This is a genomic window from Bradyrhizobium sp. 521_C7_N1_3 (genome assembly GCF_052075975.1).
Classification (GTDB): Bacteria; Pseudomonadota; Alphaproteobacteria; order Rhizobiales; family Xanthobacteraceae; genus Bradyrhizobium; species Bradyrhizobium japonicum.
In genome coordinates this window covers 1,587,562-1,607,032 of record NZ_CP197232.1, presented here as the reverse complement: position 1 = coordinate 1,607,032, position 19,471 = coordinate 1,587,562, and the positions used below count along the sequence as shown (strand labels likewise).

Genomic DNA, 19,471 nt, shown 5'->3' with positions numbered 1-19,471 from the left:
AGTTGTTGGCTCATGCATCGTCCTCCGCGAGATGCACACCGACGGCGCAGATGTCGCCATCCACAACTACCAACGCGATCGGCGTAAGCGCTCTACCTTGACATGGACCTTCGACGCACCGCCCGGTGCCGAGTTCGAAGGTCGAACCGTGCTTGCCGCACATCAGCCGGATACCGTTTGGATCGAGGAATTCGTTCTGCTCCCAGTCCAAATTGACGCTGTGGTGCGGGCATTTATTGACATAGCCAAGCACCTTCTTGCCCCATCGCACCACAATGATGGGCCACGGCCGGTGATTGCCGTCATCTTCGAGGACCATAAGATGAAATCCGATGGCCTGGCGGCTCGGAATGTCGTTAAAGCTGCAAATCGCATAGACGAGAGTTGGCTGCATAGGTTGCTCTTGCAAGACTTAATTGTCGCTGTGCAATTGCCCCTGCAATAACCGTACGAGCGCCGAAACGAATCGTGTCTGGTCATCCGACGCGCAAACTTGGCTATTTCAGCAGATCTCGTTGCACAGCGGCGTATATTTCAGACAAAGGAACATTGAGCCTTCTCGTTCCCTCCGTGCTAGCTGCAGAACTGCTGCTCCGCGCTCCGGGCTTGCCGGACGGCCAAACGCGGCGGATGTCGCTGCTGCTCGTTAATGGCCACGCCGCATAGCGGGGCCACGGTGCCCTCCGATGGCGTATGTCTCACGGCGTCGCGGCCTTCGCAGAAGAGCCATGTGCTCGCTTCCAGCCGGCGCAGGGCGCGCGCAGCGAGCGCGCGCCCCCTTTGAACTAAGACTGTTGCGCCCGCGCTTTGAACGGTCAAACGCCCATCACTTCAGGTTCGGTGTTGCTATTGCAGCCACCTTACTCCATGCGCGTTCGGCAACATGCACTTCAAGCAAGGTGACGGCTCATCGTGCAACAATTCGCTTTCGAAACTGAGTGTCGATATCACTGCTCTCAGCTTTCGAAAAATGGCTCAGGGTCGCCGTTGCGTTACTCCATGCTTAGCCCCGTGAGGACGCGCTCCAAATAGACTGACGGATCATCTTCGTCAGAATAGTCCGCCTGGACCGTCGATTCAGCGGCGGCATCATCATCCTCCACCTTACTAAGGTACTTCGTAGGCTTGCCTACTCGCTGCCACTGGTCGTTCTCATTCTTCGTCCACACCTCGGGATGCTGGTGAGGATCAAGCACCCAGTGATTTCGACCCACATGAACAAAACCCATTTCTGCTAGGCGGGGTTCCATGCCGGGCAAGCCTGGTTTTGACAAGATCAAGGGATCATCACCATCCTCTCTCAGCTGGTACTCAAGCAAAATATCGCCCGCGTTCTCAACCAGGGGATGAGTGACCCGAAGGTCCACCACGGACGTGAGATCGTTGCGCCCAAACTTTTCCCGGAAGGTCTCCCCCTTGATCCGAACCGGACCTCCTGCTCTCAACAGGCCAACTGTTTCGTCACCCAATTGATAGCTGAAGAAGCGCACGGGCCTGGCTGGATCATAGTGAGTGGCGCTATAGCTGCCAGCAACCGTTGCTGCCCGCTCAGCTTTCTTTGATACGAAGTCTGAGTACTCTTGCGGATTAATGGCGATGTTCATGATGTCGCGGCCCAAAAATCTCTGCAGCCCTCGATCGAAGGAACGCTGGTCGATCTCAACAATGGGCGGACCGGAATTCAGATAGTACGCCCTTGTTTCAGATGACGACCCGCCTGGCTCCATACCTGCAAGTGTTTCCGCAAAGCGGGGGCTATCTCCCGGTTCATCAACTTGATTAGCGCTTGTGGATTGGCTGGATGAGCCAACGACTCTGCCATACATCAGATCGCTCTCCTATCGGCAACATTGCACGCGATTGAGCTCATGCCGCGCAAGCTCGCGTTCATAATATACAACCTAACTGACCACAACCTGACCTAAGCATCTGCCGGCGCTCGGAGGCTGCGGCTGCGCAATCCGCAAGCGAGTCACGCACCCGCTGGCCAGCAATCGCAGGCTGATGGCGTGCGATATTGTCCGCGCTTGATCATCAAAAATGTGACGTTCAACGGCGCAGATCTGCAGCACCGCCCTTTACTTTCGGTCGTCGCTGCCATTGACCAATGCAGCCGTCTATCGAGGATCGGCGGCGTGCGCGCAGAATTGCTGCCCGGTGCTTTTGTCGCGGCGTCCGCGACTCGCACGTGCTATTGCACTGTCATCCAATTCGGAGCAGCACCATCCGGTCCCAGGATAGAATCGCGAAGACACAGGTGCCACCATCACATGCGCTTCAACGCGATCGGCGGCTATGATCGGCCGGACAATTGTAAAACCCGTGGACCGCGGCAGACTTTCGCTCCTGCCGATCCCGCAACCGAAGGCCACAGGATAGGATGAGCACGACTGGCTCCGAAGGAAGTGCCTATTCGGAAAACCGACTAGACGACCACGACGGTAATATGATCGCCCGCCCAAGGCCAAGTCGCTTTTCGACAAAACGCGGATCCTGCGATACGAGCGAGACTTGCAAGCAGGCGCCAGACAGCCGGTATGGCTTGCCTCGGGGCTGAGCAGCATTCGGCCATGCGCATCTCCGCTCGTTCCGTCTTGCCATTCAGGGAAAAAATCGGGCCATTCGGGCCGGCTGGCACGAGTCTCCGTTGCGGATTGACCTGATCCAGCGGGGCCTCCCTCCACGCGCTGCGGCGAACGGGAGATAGATCCCCTTCGCTCATGCAGCTGCGGCTGGGACGTGGGTCTGGCAGCTGGCCGGGCAAACCCTATCGCACGCACCGCAGCCGATGCAGGCGCCCTGATCGTTCAGAACCATAATCTTTTTTTCGACTTCATCGTCCGCGTCATTGTCAAGGTTGACGAGTTCGCCCTCCTCGTTGATGCCTTTCAAAGTCATGACATCTTGACCGCACACCTTGAAACAGCGGCCACAGCCGATGCACTTCTTGGCATCGATCGAGGCTAGGTATTGTGGCATCCAGTCGCGGCCGTCTCGCGTTGCAAATGACATGCATTGCCCTTCAAGTATTTTCCAGCTCTTTTAGCTCGCGACTCTTGCGCTCCAGTTCGACATAGACATCGTACGCCTTCTGCGCCACCGCCATAATCGACGTCCAGTTGATGGGCAATTCTTCCGAAAGGTCGTGCAGATCCATCTTGGCCTGTATCGCCTTGGCGGACACTTTCTTTAGTTCGGCCTTCAGTATTTCACTGATCGCCCATGAGTGAGTATCCTCAATAGTTAGCCACGTCTGGAAATTTCCGAATCAGGCCAATTCCCTCGCTGACATATCTATCCCCCTCTTGAGCCAGCTTGACGCAATTATCGAATCCCAAGCGATGCACGTCGCGCAGCTGCTTGTTTACGGCGACCAACCGCCCTGCGATGAGCACTATGCGCCCGAAGCCTTCATGATGCAGCTTCAGGATCGGCTGAACCATAATGCCGGTCTCCCTCTCTACTGACAGGCCGACCGCATTGAAGAACAACTCAAGCCGCCATAGTGTATTGGGATCGGGATCACCGATGATCGGCAATGCGCGTCGTCTCTCCCTGTTCAGGATATAGGGTTCGAGCAGATCAAGGTCGCTCTTCCCTTCCCAGGCTTCATTGGTATCCTGGGCGCGCCAAAGCTTGACTAACTCGATTAGAAATGGTGCGTCGACGACGCTGCCCTGCTGCGCTATTTTTGCGGTCATATCATCTCATTCGTCGAACTCAAACGATCGCGGTTGGTCCTTTGCAAGGACCTTGCGCAGCCAGGGAGGTGGCGTGCCCTTCAGCACCGACTCGAGCTTTTCCAGCAACACGTGAATGCTTTCCGGTTTGCTCACCTTGATAGGATGAATTTTGCTGGCCACCACTCGCGCAGCCGCGGCACCACCAATGGCCGCGACGTATAGGATGGCGCAATCCTTGATCGCCTGGATCTTTGGCGCCAACTTGTCACCACTGCCGTCCTCCTCAAGATCGCCCTCAAACTCGATAGCTTTAAGAAAGACATGCCCGCTGGGCGCGACATCGTAGATTGCAATATTCTTTGCCCAGCCAAAATGAGCATCGACGCGTCTCAGATCCTGAGTGGCAAAAGCGACCTTCATGCAATTGACCTTTCAGGCGCGCCAGTGGAGCGGCGATGCCCCACGTGTTGTGGCAGTCCGGGCGTGGTCCGCCACCTATCGGGTGTAGGTCGGTCGTTCTCGTCGCGATGCGCGATCACGAGATTGGCGATTTGGAAGATCACATTGCGGGTACCACGATAGCCGACGGATACTTGGTGGCCCGCGCCAAGCCGATCGAATATCGGAAAACCTACGCGATAGAACGGCACTTTCAGCCGCCCCGCCGCTTGCCTTCCATGCGAATGCGTGATCAGCAGATCGCAATGCTTTTCTTTTGCAAATCCTTCCAGATCTTCGAGGTCACCAATGAGAACCTCCTTGGTCCTGATTCGCTCGATCACCTCAGACTGAGTGGTCGTCACGGCGACGGTCACCTGCGCGCCCATATCGTGCAGCATGCCGGATAAATCGAACAGAAGGTCTGGCTCGGCACCGATCGCGACTTTGCGGCCGCCAATATGGAAGTGCGCGTCCAACATAGCATCGGCGAGCTGACTGCGCTGGCGTCGATATTTCGAGGGTATCGGGCGCCCGCTAATCTCGCTCAAAAACATCATGAAATCGTCGTTTGGATGAAGACCACACAGTCGCTCGAACACACGAAAAGGCACCCCGGTTTTAGTCTGCATGACCTCAGCCGCGCGCTGCATCTGCGCACCGATTGCAATGGTCCACCCTGCGCGCCCCATGCTCGCGATCTCGTCGACGTCAATGCCGCCGATGGTCGTTGACGTAAACTCATCGGGGATATGCCCGTCGAGCGATCCCGCCAAGTCAGGGAGAAAGGAGGGGTACAATCCGAAATCCTCCAGCAAGGCACGGAGTTCATCAAGGTCGCCGGGCGTCAGGTGACACCCCGGTAGAACATTTACCTTCGAGGGATCCCGCAGGCCATTGGCACTTGGCCGGTCCACCAGCACCTCCACCATGCGTGCAACTGCCTTCTCCCACCCATCCTGGAACGCGCCCTTGAAATCAGGCGTTGATACATATACGAGCGGCAACTTTGTGAGTTGCGGATACGCACTCCGGATTAGTTTGAGGTACGCTTCCACATCGTCGCCGTTGGTCTCGGTGACACCGGTCGAGCAGATTCCGATGATCTTCGGCTTAGCGCGCTTGGAGATGTTAAGTATCGCCTGCTCCAAATTTTCATATCCGCCGAGTACGGTCGCGACCTCGCTCATCGCGGTGGTCTGCAGCGGTATTGCTTCTTTGAAGTGCCGGACAAAGAGCGTGAGACCGAAGGATGTGCACCCCTGTGAGCCGTGCAGAAGCGGCATCGCACCGCGCAGCCCCATGAAGGCGTATGCGCCGCCGATCGGCTGGCTCATCTTCAGCGGGTTGACAACGCAGGCTTTTGTCGGCGCCGTGACCAGGGCCATGGCGACTCCCTACTCTGCGGCCTGTCGCATATCAGATGGCTCGGACATCAACATATCTTCGATGCGTCCTTGACAGCAGCCACCGGCCGCATTGGTATGCTCTCGGACCGCTGCGACGCTCCTCAAGCCGTGCACGGAGATTGCGTCCTCAATCGTGCCCAGATCAACCCTGTTACACACGCAGATATTCCTCGCGCGGCGCGCTGTTTCGGCGAGGACCGGATCGCCGGCGATCGCGGCCATGGACTGCATCTGCTCCCGCGCTTTGGCCAAAGCCTCCCATGGCGCTGGCCGACGTAGCTGCTCCCACATCGGGCTTGAGAGCGAATTATCGATCTCCTCCACCAGCTTGACTATTCCGGCATAGCCCATATAGGCGTGGCAACGCTCCTGGTTGATATCGACCCATGGCACCGCCGCCTTCAGCGCGACAAATTGCGACTTGCCGCCCGATAGCATGATGTCCGCTTCTGCGTCCTTCAACATCTTGTACATTTCGCGCGCAGTCATGTCGTCGATCATGTGGGCATCCTGCCCCATGAGCTCCTTGATGCGCTCCTTGTCTTCCATGGTCGATTTCTTCACACTGGTTCCGACTAATTCCAGCCCGGCTTCCTGGAGCGCCGAGACGACCGACCATGACTTGACACCGCCGGTCATTAACAAGGCCCTTTTGCCTTCGAGTCGCGGCTTGTACGGCTGGATGGCAGCCCACGCCCGCGCTTCCTCGCGCGCGATCACCGCTTCGGTGCGCCCGAGCAGATCTGCCGGGGCGCCGCGCTCAACCAATAAGCGGGCGATCTGGCGTAGCGATTCGCTTGAATCCTGAATACCGTAGAACGACCCCTCGAAGAATGGGATCCCGTAACGTTGCTCCATCTTGCGTGCCACGTTGATCATGGATTTTGAGCACACCAACATTGCCGCCCGCGCGCGATGAGATGAAGCGACTTCGCGGTATTTGCCATCGCCCGAAATGCAGCAGAGAATTCGCACTCCAAGCTCGTCTAACACTGGCTTCACCTGCCAGAGCTCTCCTGAAAGGTTGTATTCTCCGATCAGATTGATGTCGTACGGCGTGGTGTAGTCCGGTTCTCGCGTGCCGATCACGTAGTCGAGCAAGGCTTCGCCCGCGAGCTTGTTACCGAGGTTTTTCGAACCGGCGAAGCCCGGAGAATTGATCGGGATCACCGGTTTTGAGAATCTTCGCGACGCTGCCTTGCAGACTGCATTGATGTCATCGCCGATCATCGCCGGGATGCAGGTTTGATAGACGAAGATTGCGGGCGGATCGCACTTGTCGATGATCTCCTTGATCGCTTTGCACAGCCGCTTCTCGCCTCCGAATACAATATCGGTTTCGCTCAAATCGGTTGTGAAAGCGGTGCGCCACAAATCCGAGCCGGACGACGCCGCGCCGCGATTGTCCCAGGAATTACCTTCGCACGCGATCGGGCCATGTACCAAGTGAGCGACATCGGTGAACGGCTGCAGCGCAACCTTCGCGCCGTCGAAAGCACAGCCACCCGCAGCGCTACCCGGCTGCAACTGTCTGGTACAGCCGTTCCTGCGTTCCGCCTCAGACTTACTGCCATTCTTGGCGCAGCCCGGCTCGTCGAAGATATCCTGGACCGTGGCCGCCAGTGAACTCATCCTGCTTCCTCTCAGGGCAACAAATTGTAAACTCAACCGTTATGTGCTCGTGCCATCGTCCAGTCCTGGACGATGGCACGTGTAGTTGCTCATCAACGAATGATGTCGAAGCTGTAGTCGGTTTTGCCAAGAATGTTGGTCTTGTTGTCGATCTCGTCGAAGATCTTGTCCAGGATCTTGACCAGCACATTCAGACCGCCCTGATAGCCCCATATGGGGGAGCGGTGATGGTGATGCCGGTCGAAAATCGGAAAGCCGATGCGGATCAGTGGCGTTGCGGTATCACGCTCCAGATACTTCCCATAGGTGTTGCCAATCAGAAAATCGACCGGCTCGGTGAACAAGAGTGAACGCATGTGCCAGAGATCCCGCCCCGGATAGACTTGGCAGCCCTGTCCAAATGGCGAGCTTGCAAGCAGCGCCTGCATTTTCTCCTGCCACGCTTTGTTGCCATTGGTGGACAGCACATGGGTCGGCTCGGCGCCGAGTTCGAGCAGAAACGCAGCCAATCCATAGCAAAGATCCGGATCGCCATAGATCGCGAACTTTTTGCCATGAACATGAGCGCTTGAGTCGGCAATGGCATCAACCAAGCGGCCACGTTCTCGCGCGAGTTGCTCCGGAATCTCCTTGCCGCTGATGCGTGACAGCGCGACGATAAAGTCATCCGTTGCTGATAAGCCTACCGGGTAGTTGAAGGATAGAACGTCCTGGCCATGCTCTGCCGCAAATGACAGCGTTTTTTCCGTGCACCATTGCTGCATGGAGATGGTCGCCTTGGCGTGAATCGCGTTCGCCGCATCCTTCAGCGTCGTACCACCGTCATACATCCGGAATTCGCCGTCTGTCGGAGTGTCGAACACTTCAGAATTGTCGGCGAGAACTGTGTGCTGGATGCCCATCAATTCCAAGATGCGCTTAATCTCGCGAAGGTTCCCGACGGTATATCCATCGAACCCGCCAATGATGTTGATCGCTCCATTCGGTTTGCGCTCCAGCTTCGGCGCTGTTCCGGCCTTGCCGTCCCAAAAATGCTCCAGAATGCCTTTGAGGGCATTGTCGTAGCCGGTGACGTGACTGCCAACGAATGCGGGCGTGTGGGCGAACGGCACGTCGAAGTCTGCCGGAACCGAGCCCTTTTCTTTCGACGTCTTGATGAAGGCGTTCAGGTCATCGCCGATCACTTCGGCCATGCAGGTTGTGGAAACCGCAATCATCTTGGGCTTGTACATCTTGTAGCTGTTCGCGAGCCCGTCGGTCATGTTGTTCAGACCGCCGAATACGGCAGCATCTTCCGTCATTGATGAAGAGACACAGGAGCTAGGCTCCTTGAAGTGCCGCGACAAATGACTGCGGTAATAGGCCACACAGCCTTGGCTGCCGTGGACGAAGGGCAGCGTGCGCTCAAAGCCGACAGAGGCGAATACGGCGCCAAGCGGCTGACACGCCTTCGCCGGATTTACCGCCAGCGCCTCCCGCGCGAAGTTTTTTTCGCGATATTCGGCCGTTTTGGTCCATTCCTTGATACGTTCGACCTCGGCAGGATCGCGCGGATTCTCGAATATCTTCTTCTTCGCCAGCATTTGCTGGTATTCTGGACCGCGGAACAGTTCGACATGATCGAGCACGTGTTCGGCACTCTGCGGCATCGGTGAAATCCTTCACTATCAGATTGGAATCGCCCGGGCTTTCCCGGAGAGCGAGACGAGTTGCGTTATTCTGCAGCCTGGAGCTTGGCGCTCGGCGCTTCCTTCCAGGGAGCTTTCGTTCTTTTCCAAATTGGCGAGTTGACGGCCATGTCCATGTCGCGCGCGAAGATCGCAAAGCCGTCATAACCGTGATATGGACCCGAATAGTCCCACGAATGCATCTGCCGGAACGGCACACTCATCTTTTGGAAAACGTACTTTTCCTTGATGCCTGAGCCGACAAGATCAGGCTGGAGTTTTTCGACGAAGCGCTCGAACTCATAGCCATTGACGTCATCATAGATGAGGGTGCTGTCTTTCACGTAGTGCTGAGCTGTGCGCTGATAGTCGTCGTTGTGACCGAACTCGTAGCCAGTGCCAATGACGTCCATCCCGAGGTCCTCGTACGCGCCAATCACATGACGCGGACGAAGGCCGCCGACGTACAGCATCACCGTCTTGCCCTCGAGGCGCGGGCGATATTTTGCAATCACGGCGTCCACCAGCGGCTGATACTTCTCGATCACTCGCTCGGCGCCTTCCTTGATCTTGTCGTCAAAATAACCCGCAATCCTGCGCAGTGAGTCCGCGATCTTTGAAGGTCCGAAGAAGTTGTACTCGCACCAAGGGATGCCGAACTTCTCTTCCATGTGGCGTGAGATATAGTTCATGGAACGGTAGCAATGCAGAATGTTGAGCTTTGCCTTCGGCGTTGCTTCGAGCTCGGCCAGTGAACCGTCGCCGGACCACTGCGCGATTACCCGTAGTCCCATCTCTTCAAGCAGAATTCGCGACGACCAAGCATCGCCGCCGATATTGTAGTCTCCGATGATCGCAACATCGTATGGTGTCGGCTCGAACTTTGGTTTGCCCTCGGCCTCGATATGCCCGAAAATCCAATCGCGTACCGCATCGTTTGCAATGTGATGGCCTAGTGACTGCGACACACCCCGAAAGCCCTCACAACGGACCGGCACGATGGTCTTGCCTCCATATTCTTTGGATTTCGCCCTTGACACCGCCTCGATATCGTCACCGATCAACCCTACCGGGCACTCTGATTGTATCGTAATGCCGTTGTTGAGTGGAAACAGCTCTTGGATTTCATCAAGGATTTTGTCCAGTTTCTTGTCGCCGCCAAATACGATATCCTTTTCCTGGAAGTCGGAGGTGAACTGCAGAGTCACGAAGCTATCGATGCCCGTGGTGCCAACGTAATAGTTGCGCCGCGAGCCCCATGAATATTGGCCGCAGCCAACCGGGCCATGGCTGATATGAACCATGTCCTTGATTGGTCCCCAGACCACCCCCTTCGACCCTGCATAGGCGCACCCTCTTATCGTCATCACGCCGGGTATGGATTTGATGTTGGACTTCACCCCGCAGTCCGACTTACCTGCTTGGTGCACGTTGAGGTGCTTGGCACGCCTTTTCGCGGTTTTCTCCGGATAGACCTTCAGCACCTCCTCGATCAGCTCTTTGTTGCGAGCCCTGATTTCTGCGACGCTGTTGGTCGTGGCGAGACTCATCTGGTGTCCTTTAAAAGGTTAGCTGTTGGGAGGGCGGCTTCTTGATCCAAGACTTTGCAACCGGCATGCCAGGGTCTCATGAGCACTAAAACTAGAACAACAACAGTTTCTTAGCGCGACTTGTACGGTGACGGGCTGTTGTTGCGAATCCGACATCTCGCCTTTGCGAGGGACTCTTGGTTTGGCGGTGTTCGAAATGGAACAAGGCGGCCGCGCGTGAAATTCACGGCGGAGTTTTTGAGTTTATGCGCGACAGCAACGCTCTGCGGTGTAAGGCGGAAGCAGGCCGCAAGTCTGGCTTCCAATCCTTCATACTTATTGAAACCTACAGGTGCTCACCTGCGATGTAATGACGTGCGCGATCTCGCGCTCTAGATCTCAAGGCGAGCTACCTCGACGCCACGTGAACTTCTTAGGCTCGTTAGATCACACGAGCATCGTCGCGCCTTGATAAGGGGCACGCACGATCACATCGATGTCTTCGCGTGCGTTGTACATGCCGAGGGACACAGAGCTGGCCCCGCAAATTCGGACAGTAGCTTGAGTGGATTTTCTGCCTGACAGCGGCGAGGATTCTTGCTGCGAATCAGGAGCGAAGATGACGAAGAAGAGCCGCCGGACGCATTCTCCGGCATTCAAGGCGAAGGTTGCTTTGGCTGCGGTCAAAGGAGACAAGACACTGGCGGAGCTGGCGCAACTGTTTGATGTTCATCCGAACCAGATCACGATCTGGAAAAACCAGCTCCTGGAAGGCGCCGCCGGCGTGTTTGGGCATGACAAGACATCGGCCGAGACGCCGGTCGATTTGAAGGCGTTGCATGCCAAGATCGGCGAGCTGGCGTTGGAAAACGATTTTTTGTCCGGCGCGCTCACCAAGGCGGGCCTGCTGAGCGCAAAGCGATGATCGACCGCGGTCATGATCTTTCTATCGTGCGCCAGGCGAAGGTCCTGAAGCTGGCTCGCAGCACGGTCTACTATGAACCTCGGCCAGTTTCGGCCGAGGACCTTGCCTTGATGCGTCGGCTCGATGAGCTGCATCTCGATTATCCCTTCGCGGGAGCGCGTATGCTGCGATCGTTGCTGCGGCGGGAGGGGGTATACGCCGGTCGCCGCCACATCGCGACGCTGATGAAGCGCATGGGGATCGAGGCGGTCTATCGTCGCCCGAACACGAGCAAGCCGGCTCCGGGTCACAAGATCTACCCGTACCTGTTGCGCGGATTGAAGATCGAGCGGCCCGACCATGCGTGGGCAATGGACATCACCTACATTCCGATGCGGCGTGGCTTCGTCTATCTCGCGGCGGTCGTCGATGTGTTCAGCCGACGGGTCCTGGCCCATCGCGTCTCGATCACAATGGAGGCGGCCTTCTGCGTCGAAGCGGTCCAGGAGGCGTTGGCGAAGCACGGCAGGCCCGCGATTTTCAACACGGACCAGGGCAGCCAGTTCACCAGCCTCGAGTTCACCGATGTGCTGCTGGACGCGAAGATCGCCATCAGCATGGACGGCAAGGGCGCCTGGCGCGACAACGTGTTTGTCGAGCGGCTCTGGCGCACGGTCAAATACGAAGAAGTTTATCTCCGCAATGGCCGCATGACCGTCGCCGACGATTTTGTCGTCGCTCTGGTCGGGCTACGCCCTCCCGACGCAACGACAAAATCGTAAAGCCCCGCGTTCAGCATAACCCGGCAGGAATCCACTTAAATCCAGCGGGGCGCTGTCCAAACAACCGGGGCCAGCTCTCTTCGAACACGGGGCTAGTACCCGGAATCAGAGCTGAGTGATACGGCGGCCTTTGAAACGGCGTTGACGGACCTTTTTCTTGGTCCAGACGAAGGGCTCGGCTCTGTCGTTGTATGCGTTGACGTAGGCATCGATGTGTTCCTGAAGCTGCTTGAGGCTCGTGAAGGAGGTGCCGCTGAGCGACTGCCCCTGCAAGATGGAAAACCATACTTCGACCTGATTGAGCCATGACGCACTTGTCGGCGTGAAATGAAATTGCACGTTGGGGTGGGCCTTGAGCCAGTCCTCGTTCTTTTTATGGGTGTTGAGGTTGTCGAGGATGACGTGAAGCTTGCGGTTCGGAAAAGTCGCGGTGACGCTGTTCATGAAATCGAGAAACTCGACGCGGCGCCGGCGTTTTGAATGGGTCGCGATGATCTTTCCGGTGGCGACTTCGAGCGCCGCAAACAATGTTGTGGTGCCATGCCGCTTGTAATCGTGGCTTTGGCCGGTTAAGGCGCGGCCATTGGGCAACTTCAGATAACCCTGCGCTCGCTCCAAAGCCTGGATCGAGGGCTTCTCGTCCACGCACAGCACAATGGCCTTCGCCGGCGGCGCGACATAGAGGCCGACAACATCGGCGGCTTTGGCCGTAAAGTTCGGGTCGTTGCTCTCGCACCAGGACTTGCGAGCCACCAGGTCAATCTTGTGGCTGCGCAGGAACCGCCAGACATATTGGACATCGACATCGCCCAGCGCCTCGGCCAGCAGGGGGCCGGTCCAGCGCGCAAACCCTTGCGGTGGCGGCTTATCCAGCAGCTTCAGAATCCGCTTGTCGGTCGTCTTCGTATAGATCGGCTGCTTGCCAGGCCGCGGCTTGTCTTGCAGCCCTTCAAGGCCATGGTCGGCATAGCGATGCCGCCAAAGGCTGACAATCCGCGGCTGGACCCCAACTTCCTTGGCGATCGACCGGGTGCTGCGCCCATCCGCCGCCAACAGAACTATCCGCGCCCGCTTCAAATCGCGCTGCAACGTCACCGGTGAGCGACAGCACGCCTCAAGCACCTTGCGATCTTTCCTCGAAAGGTGGACTTCTCTTGCTTCGGGTATCATCCCGACCTTGAATCACGACTCACGTTCCAAGAAAAGTGGGTACTAGCGAGCGAGGAAAACGGGAGACGGGTCGCAAAGGCGGCTGTTTTGGATATTATCTTCATCATGCTTCGTGCAGGAGCCCCTCTCATCGGCTGCCGCTCCTATGCGGGCACGCAAGTATCTGGCACGGGGCAAACCACGGCGCACTTTGGCGCGTCAGAATGCCCCTCACATTGGGTACACTGGGACGGATTGATCACATAGATGTCGTTCTTCAGGCTAATCGCGGCATTGGGACACTCGAACTCGCACGCACCGCAGACCGTGCATTGGGATGCGATTATCTTGTAGGCCATCAGTGCTATTCCATAAGCAAAAGGTGCGGAACAGTTTCTTGCTATCAAGTCTTGTGCCAGACATCTTGAGCTTGATTCATCTGAAGAAATTTCGATAACGCAGGTCGCCGACCCGATACGGTGTCGCAAATCCTACAACGAACATGACAATCTGATCTCGATCCTGTGGTTTGCGCATGATCGGTGTCACGGCCGTCAGCGATCAGGTAAACCACCTTCTCCAGCATTAGGGAACGATCCGAGATCCTTAAGGCCGCCTGCCGCGGCTATGATCGATGTGTCGCGACATCATGGAGCTGTCCGGGCAAGTATCAGGTCGCCCGCGGCGCATCTTGTCGGCTTCACTCAATGGGACCGGAAGGTACATCGTCTCCCTATCCTGGCGGCGGTTGAGGCAGGCGTTCGTCCGGTGATCCTCTGCTTCGTTCCGCACTCCTAATCAATACTGGCGGAGGTCAGTTGATTAATAGCCGAAAAAAAGAGCCACCCCGAAGGGTGGCCTTAGTCAGGGAGGAAACGCCCATGAGGGCCTCTGGGATCAGGCCGCAGCCTGTTCGATCGGGGAGAAGGGCAGCCCGAGGCTCTCGGCCACCGCCTTGTATGTTAGCCGGCCCCGATGGACGTTGAGGCCTGCGCGCAGATGTGGATTCTCGAGTACGGCGGAAAAACCCTTGTTGGCCAGAGCCAAACCAAACGGCAGGGTCGCGTTATTCAGTGCCTGGCTCGAGGTTAGCGGCACGGCACCCGGCATATTGGCCACACAATAATGAATGATGCCATCTACTTCGTATGTTGGATCAGCGTGAGTGGTTGGGCGCGATGTCTCAAAGCAGCCGCCCTGATCGATAGCGACGTCCACGAGTACGGCTCTCTTGCGCATTGAGCTCAGCATGCTCCGGCGGACCAGCTTCGGAGCGCTTGCCCCTGGGACGAGCACCGCACCAATCACCACGTCCGCCGCAAATACCTCTTCCTCCACGGATTCGATGGTCGAAAACCTAGTGCGAACCCGTCCTTCGAATAGCTCGTCCAGCTCACGGAGCCGGATGATCGAACGATCGATGATGGTCACCTCTGCGCCCAGACCAGCCGCCATGCGCGCGGCGTGCGTACCGACGACCCCACCTCCAATCACCACGATTCGGGCAGGCTGAACCCCGGGCACCCCACCGATCAGCAGCCCTCGCCCCCCTGTACTCCGCTTTAGAGCGCTACCCGCCGCTTCGATCGAAAGCCTGCCCGCGACCTCGCTCATCGGCGCCAGCAGTGGAAGACCACCATGAGCATCAGTTACGGTCTCATAGGCGATTGCAATGCATCCAGATTTCAAGAGGCCGGCAGCCTGTTCCGGGTCCGGGGCCAAGTGCAAATAGGTGAACAGGATTTGATCCTCACGCAGCTGGGACCATTCGGCCGGCTGAGGCTCCTTGACCTTTACGATCATCTCGCTCGATGCGAATACCTCAGCTGCCGAAGTTAAGATCGTTGCGCCGGCATTGCGATAATCGCCATCGGTTGCACCAATGCCAGCGCCGGCATTGGTCTCGATCATCACGCGGTGGCCCGCTGCCACGTATTCACGGGCAGCTCCTGGGGTAAGGCCCACGCGATATTCGTGCGCCTTGATTTCCTTTGGAACTCCGACCTTCATTTGAATACTCCCTGCCTGACGCGCCTTCTTATCGGAAGCGCGCAGCGATATCGCGACGCAGCCGGGCAAAATGGCGCAGGAATTCAGCGATATTTGCGAGGCTTCGCAGGATTTCAAACCCAGGGGTGCTGGGTAGATCGTGTGATCCTGTTCGCTGAACTTAGCCGTCGAAAACTGCGCGATGCCGGTGAATCGTTCCGAATTGCAGTCGCGGCCCGCAGAAAAGCCAACAACCGAAATCCAGCCTCGCCGAACTCCTCAAGCAGCAAAGACAGCAATTTGCCAATTAGGTAGGATTGCCTATCAAGCGAAACGCTTGTTGAGCTGAGGGCTAATGGGCGGCCAAGAAATGGACGTTGCGCAGCCTGTTCAACAGATCCGAGGCAATTGTTCCCCCCACAGCCAGTCGACGATTCGCCGGCCGCCGAAATCGGTCGTCATCTGCACAAATTTGTGATCGTCAGCCACCGCCTCACCGATATCGGCCGCATTGGACCCGAGGGGGTGCGCCTTCATGGCTGCGAGAACGGCATCGGCAGAATCCGGCGCCACGATCGCGACGAGCTTGCCTTCGTTGGCAACATGGATCGGTTCGAGTCCAAGCAGTTCGCAGGTAGCCGCAACCGCAGGCTTCACCGGAATCATCGATTCCTGCAGATGGAAGCCGAGCTCTGATTGAAGCGCGATCTCATTGAGAGCCGCAGCGAGCCCGCCGCGCGTAGGGTCGCGCATTACCCGGATGCCGCCACCGCCAGCGGCAACCATGGCCGCAGCGAGACTATGCAACGCTGCTGAGTCGGAGACGATTTCGGTTTGAAATGCAACGTTCTGACGCTTTGACATGATCGCCACCCCATGATCACCGAGGCTACCGGACAGCAGCACACGGTCCCCGACCTTTGCCTTGTCAGCGGAAAGATCGAGCCCATCGGCCACCAGCCCGATCCCGGTCATAGAGATGAACAGACCGTCCGCCTTGCCACGCTCGACCACCTTGGTATCCCCGGCAATGATATAGACGCCGGCGGCACATGCCGCCGCGCCCATCGACTCCGCGATCGTCTTGAGATCCGAAAACCGGAAACCCTCCTCGATGATAAAGCTGGCCGACAAATAGAGAGGACGCGCACCGGACATCGCGATGTCATTAATCGTGCCGTGCACAGCCAATGACCCGATGTTGCCGCCAGGAAAGAACAGTGGCGAAATCACATAGCCATCAGTCGTCATCACCATCCTGCCTGCGGTAACATCGAACGCCGACTGATCATTGGAGCCGGCGAGCCATTCATTACCGAAGGCCTGATGAAAGAGGCCGGAGATTAGCTGTGCCATGGCACGGCCTCCGGCCCCGTGGGAAAGTTCAACGCGTCCGTTCTCCACATCGAGCTTGCGTTGATAGGCTTTCACGCTCATGACGTCTGCCTCGCCTGCTCATCGCGAACTCGGCGATAGGTCCAATACGCCGCACAAGCTCCTTCTGATGACACCATGCAGGCTCCTATGGGCGTTTCCGGCGTGCAGATATTGCCAAACAACTTGCAATCGATCGGCCGTTTGGCGCCACGCAGGATCGCGCAGCATTCGCAGGCCGGATTGTCTTCGACACGCAGGTCATGGATCGCAAAGCGCGTCTCGGCGTCGAATTTTGCATATGATTGCTTCAGCTTCAGTCCGCTGTTGGGTACCAGTCCAAGCCCGCGCCATTCAAACTGCTCACGCAGCTCGAAGACCTGCGAGACCTCCTCCTTGGCGCGCCGGTTGCCTTCGCGTGTCACTGCACGGCTGTATTGGTTTTCCACCTCGTGGCGGTTTTGGTTCACTTGCCGCACCAGCATCAGGACAGCCTGCAGCACGTCGAGGGGTTCAAATCCGGCGACCACGATCGGCTTCTCGAATTGTTCCGCCATGGGCTCGTAAGGCTGCGTACCGACAATGGTGCTGACATGTGCAGGCCCGATGAAGCCGTCAATGGGGACCCCGCCCGTGTTGCGGATCTTCGGGTTCTCGAGAATGCGGTGCATCGCAGAGGGCGTAAGAACGTGATTGCAGAACACGCTAAGGCCCTCGAGCCGCTTGTGCTCGGCAATCCTGATCATGACCGCCGTCGGGGGCGTCGTGGTCTCAAATCCGATGGCAAAGAAGACCACTTCGCGGCCCGGCGTCTGTTCGGCGAGCCGGATAGCGTCGAGGGTCGAGTAGACCATCCGAATGTGGGCACCCAGCGCTTTGGCAAGCAACAGGGACTGCCCTTGCGACCCAGGCGCGCGCATCAGGTCGCCGTAGACGCACAGAATGACCTCTGGCCGCTCGGCGAGCCGGATCGCCATGTCGATACGGCTCGCCGGCAGAACGCAGACGGGACAACCGGGCCCGTGGATCATCCGAACGTTCGCGGGCAGCAGATCCTCAAGACCGTAGCGGGAGATTGCATGAGTGTGTCCACCGCAAAATTCCACGAACCGGTAGGCTCGTTGTGAACTGACCTCAGCGTCAATTGCTCGCGCAAGTCCCTGCGCGATAGTCTTGTCGCGAAATTCGCTGGAATATTTCACGATCGGCATTCCTTCGCAGCGCCTAGCTCCTGCAGGAGCTCTAGCGTGCGCTTGGCTTCCGCCGGATCGATCTTAGCGAGCGCATAGCCGACATGGACCAGGACGAAATCGCCGACGTCGAGCTCGTCGAGGAGGGCAATCGATATCTCCAGGTTGACGCCATCGATGAACACGAGGGCCATTTCGTTGGGAAGAATTTTCGCGATCTTTGCCGGAACCGAAAGACACATATCAGGCAGCTCCTGCCCGGCGGGCGGCTGTTGAGCAATCTTTAGAGCCGCAATCCAGGCCTGGCCGAGGCTCAAACCGCCGTCATTGGGCGGCAGCCGTCGCGGTACCAGGGGGGTAAGACCGGCATCGCTGCACCCCCGCGGGATTTTGTCCGCCAGCACCGCGTTCAGGAAGCAGCCGCCGACGGGATTTTGTCCGCCAGCACCGCGTTCAGGAAGCAGCCGCCGCTCAGAACCACGGTATTGATGCCGGTTGTCCGCGCAGAGCGTGTGACCCAGTCAACGCAGGCAGCGGCTAACGTGCCATGAAACAGCCCGGCTCCTCCGGCAGCGTCAATGTCATCAGCAATCAAACGTGAAAATAGCGGACCAAGGGACAGCACGCCGCCCTCGATCGTCCAGCCGGCTTCCAGAATCGTAGTACCCCGCACCAGCGCTTCGAGCTTCAACGCTGCTTCGCCGTCATAGCTCTGCAGATTCGCAATACCTAGCAGCGCCGCTGCCGCGTCGAACAACCGTCTCGCACTGGTCGTGGTGGTCCCGCCCGGCTGATCGAGCAAGTCCGACAGACAGCCGGCTTGCCGCTGCGCGGCAAAGCGCTGCCCGATTTCGTTACCCGGCCGAGCCCGTGTAATACTGCGCTGGCCATGCGCCACGGCTCGCGGGCTGCACGATCTCCACCCGGTATCTGCAGGGGCGCTAAGTGCCCGATGCGCTGGGACGACGTCTCTTCGCACAACAATAATTCGCCACCCCAGTTACCGCCGTCGGAGCCAAAGCCATGGCCATCGAGCACCAGGGCAAGCGCAGGTCCCGCATGGCCGTGCTCAGCGATTACTGCGGCAGCGTGTGCATGGTGATGCTGAACCGCGACTAGCGCGCGAGCATTTGCTTCCGCAAACCGGGTAGAAGCCATATCGGGATGCAAATCATGGGCGACGGCGACAGGCTCCACGCCGAGGCTTGATGTGAGGTGCCGGATCGTCTTCTCGAACGCACGGATGCTTTCGGCCGTATTTAGATCGCCAATATGCTGAGAGACGAACGCTTGGTCGTCCCGCGTGATGGTGACGGTCGACTTCAGTATCCCGCCGACGGCGAGCACGGGCGGGACAGACCTTGCAAGCCGAATTGGCTCGGGAACATAGCCGCGAGCACGACGGATGAATTGGTCCCGGCCAGCGGCCACCGAAACCACGGAATCATCAGCGCACGCCAAGATATCGCGATCATGGGTCACGACCAGGTCGGCGCCCCCCTTGAGCTGTCTCAACGCCTCCACGTTATCGATCAGCAGGGGTTCGCCGTAGAGATTTGCACTGGTGACAACGATGACCGGGCCAGCCTCTCCACGCTGCGGCAACGCGGCAATAAACTCAGACGTACGGTGCCCCTCGACCTCGATGAGAACGCCCTCGGGACCATTGATGACAAATCCCGCCAATCCGTACCGCATGGCTAGTCCATAGACGTAGGGACGAAA

At 57.9% G+C, this 19,471-nt stretch carries 16 protein-coding genes and 2 pseudogenes; 1 reads left to right on the top strand and 17 read right to left on the bottom strand.

What is annotated here, in order from left to right; all coding sequences use genetic code 11:
- Positions 1 to 10: 10 nt before the first annotated feature.
- The 10 genes from AB7008_RS07420 to nifD form a co-directional block, all read right to left on the bottom strand.
- On the bottom strand, positions 11 to 394 hold the full coding sequence (locus AB7008_RS07420) for a Rieske (2Fe-2S) protein (RefSeq protein ID WP_011084562.1): 384 nt from the start codon (positions 392 to 394) through the stop codon (positions 11 to 13).
- 598 nt (positions 395 to 992) lie between these two features.
- Positions 993 to 1,826 (bottom strand): host specificity protein, encoded by an 834-nt coding sequence (locus tag AB7008_RS07415; protein ID WP_225895108.1) that lies wholly within the window; start codon positions 1,824 to 1,826, stop codon positions 993 to 995.
- Between the two features lie 892 nt (positions 1,827 to 2,718).
- Positions 2,719 to 3,012 carry a ferredoxin III, nif-specific gene (gene fdxB, locus AB7008_RS07410; RefSeq protein ID WP_011084559.1) on the bottom strand — a complete coding sequence of 98 codons (294 nt, stop codon included), beginning with the start codon at positions 3,010 to 3,012 and terminating at the stop codon, positions 2,719 to 2,721.
- Positions 3,013 to 3,022: 10 nt separating this feature from the next.
- Positions 3,023 to 3,217: a CCE_0567 family metalloprotein gene (locus AB7008_RS07405; protein WP_026312876.1), complete on the bottom strand. Its 195-nt coding sequence runs from the start codon at positions 3,215 to 3,217 to the stop codon at positions 3,023 to 3,025.
- 19 nt (positions 3,218 to 3,236) lie between these two features.
- Positions 3,237 to 3,701: a NifX-associated nitrogen fixation protein gene (locus tag AB7008_RS07400; protein WP_011084557.1), complete on the bottom strand. Its 465-nt coding sequence runs from the start codon at positions 3,699 to 3,701 to the stop codon at positions 3,237 to 3,239.
- Positions 3,702 to 3,707: 6 nt separating this feature from the next.
- Positions 3,708 to 4,103 carry a nitrogen fixation protein NifX gene (gene nifX, locus AB7008_RS07395; RefSeq protein ID WP_011084556.1) on the bottom strand — a complete coding sequence of 132 codons (396 nt, stop codon included), beginning with the start codon at positions 4,101 to 4,103 and terminating at the stop codon, positions 3,708 to 3,710.
- Entirely contained in the window at positions 4,100 to 5,509 is a 1,410-nt protein-coding gene (gene nifN, locus AB7008_RS07390; RefSeq protein WP_011084555.1) for a nitrogenase iron-molybdenum cofactor biosynthesis protein NifN, read from the bottom strand. The genes nifX and nifN overlap by 4 nt, the downstream gene beginning before the upstream one ends.
- A 9-nt stretch (positions 5,510 to 5,518) precedes the next feature.
- Positions 5,519 to 7,162 (bottom strand): nitrogenase iron-molybdenum cofactor biosynthesis protein NifE, encoded by a 1,644-nt coding sequence (gene nifE / locus AB7008_RS07385; protein WP_011084554.1) that lies wholly within the window; start codon positions 7,160 to 7,162, stop codon positions 5,519 to 5,521.
- Positions 7,163 to 7,254: 92 nt separating this feature from the next.
- Positions 7,255 to 8,811 carry a nitrogenase molybdenum-iron protein subunit beta gene (nifK, locus tag AB7008_RS07380; protein ID WP_011084553.1) on the bottom strand — a complete coding sequence of 519 codons (1,557 nt, stop codon included), beginning with the start codon at positions 8,809 to 8,811 and terminating at the stop codon, positions 7,255 to 7,257.
- A gap of 65 nt (positions 8,812 to 8,876) precedes the next feature.
- Entirely contained in the window at positions 8,877 to 10,379 is a 1,503-nt protein-coding gene (nifD, locus tag AB7008_RS07375) for a nitrogenase molybdenum-iron protein alpha chain (protein ID WP_011084552.1), read from the bottom strand.
- A gap of 598 nt (positions 10,380 to 10,977) precedes the next feature.
- On the opposite strand from nifD, the pseudogene AB7008_RS07370 reads away from it, so the two are divergent.
- Positions 10,978 to 11,963 (top strand): annotated as a pseudogene (locus tag AB7008_RS07370) (IS3-like element ISRj2 family transposase); the annotation flags it as partial.
- A gap of 186 nt (positions 11,964 to 12,149) precedes the next feature.
- Here AB7008_RS07370 and AB7008_RS07365 read toward each other — a convergent pair.
- The 7 genes and pseudogenes from AB7008_RS07365 to AB7008_RS07335 form a co-directional block, all read right to left on the bottom strand.
- Positions 12,150 to 13,214, bottom strand: coding sequence for an IS630-like element ISRj1 family transposase (locus AB7008_RS07365; protein WP_011084514.1), 1,065 nt, complete (start codon positions 13,212 to 13,214; stop codon positions 12,150 to 12,152).
- 143 nt (positions 13,215 to 13,357) lie between these two features.
- Positions 13,358 to 13,552 carry a 4Fe-4S binding protein gene (locus AB7008_RS07360; RefSeq protein WP_011084548.1) on the bottom strand — a complete coding sequence of 65 codons (195 nt, stop codon included), beginning with the start codon at positions 13,550 to 13,552 and terminating at the stop codon, positions 13,358 to 13,360.
- 538 nt (positions 13,553 to 14,090) lie between these two features.
- A complete protein-coding gene (gene ald, locus AB7008_RS07355) occupies positions 14,091 to 15,203 on the bottom strand; it encodes an alanine dehydrogenase (protein ID WP_011084547.1) in 1,113 nt (370 codons plus the stop codon).
- Positions 15,204 to 15,572: 369 nt separating this feature from the next.
- A complete protein-coding gene (gene hypE / locus AB7008_RS07350) occupies positions 15,573 to 16,619 on the bottom strand; it encodes a hydrogenase expression/formation protein HypE (RefSeq protein WP_011084546.1) in 1,047 nt (348 codons plus the stop codon).
- Positions 16,616 to 17,758: a hydrogenase formation protein HypD gene (gene hypD / locus AB7008_RS07345; RefSeq protein ID WP_038937406.1), complete on the bottom strand. Its 1,143-nt coding sequence runs from the start codon at positions 17,756 to 17,758 to the stop codon at positions 16,616 to 16,618. Before hypD ends, hypE begins: the two co-directional genes overlap by 4 nt.
- Complete coding sequence (locus tag AB7008_RS07340; protein ID WP_439711317.1) at positions 17,755 to 18,027, bottom strand: HypC/HybG/HupF family hydrogenase formation chaperone; 273 nt, start codon at positions 18,025 to 18,027, stop codon at positions 17,755 to 17,757. Before AB7008_RS07340 ends, hypD begins: the two co-directional genes overlap by 4 nt.
- Positions 18,007 to 19,468 (bottom strand): annotated as a pseudogene (locus tag AB7008_RS07335) (Kae1-like domain-containing protein); the annotation flags it as partial. The gene AB7008_RS07340 and the pseudogene AB7008_RS07335, both read right to left, overlap by 21 nt.
- Positions 19,469 to 19,471: the final 3 nt, after the last annotated feature.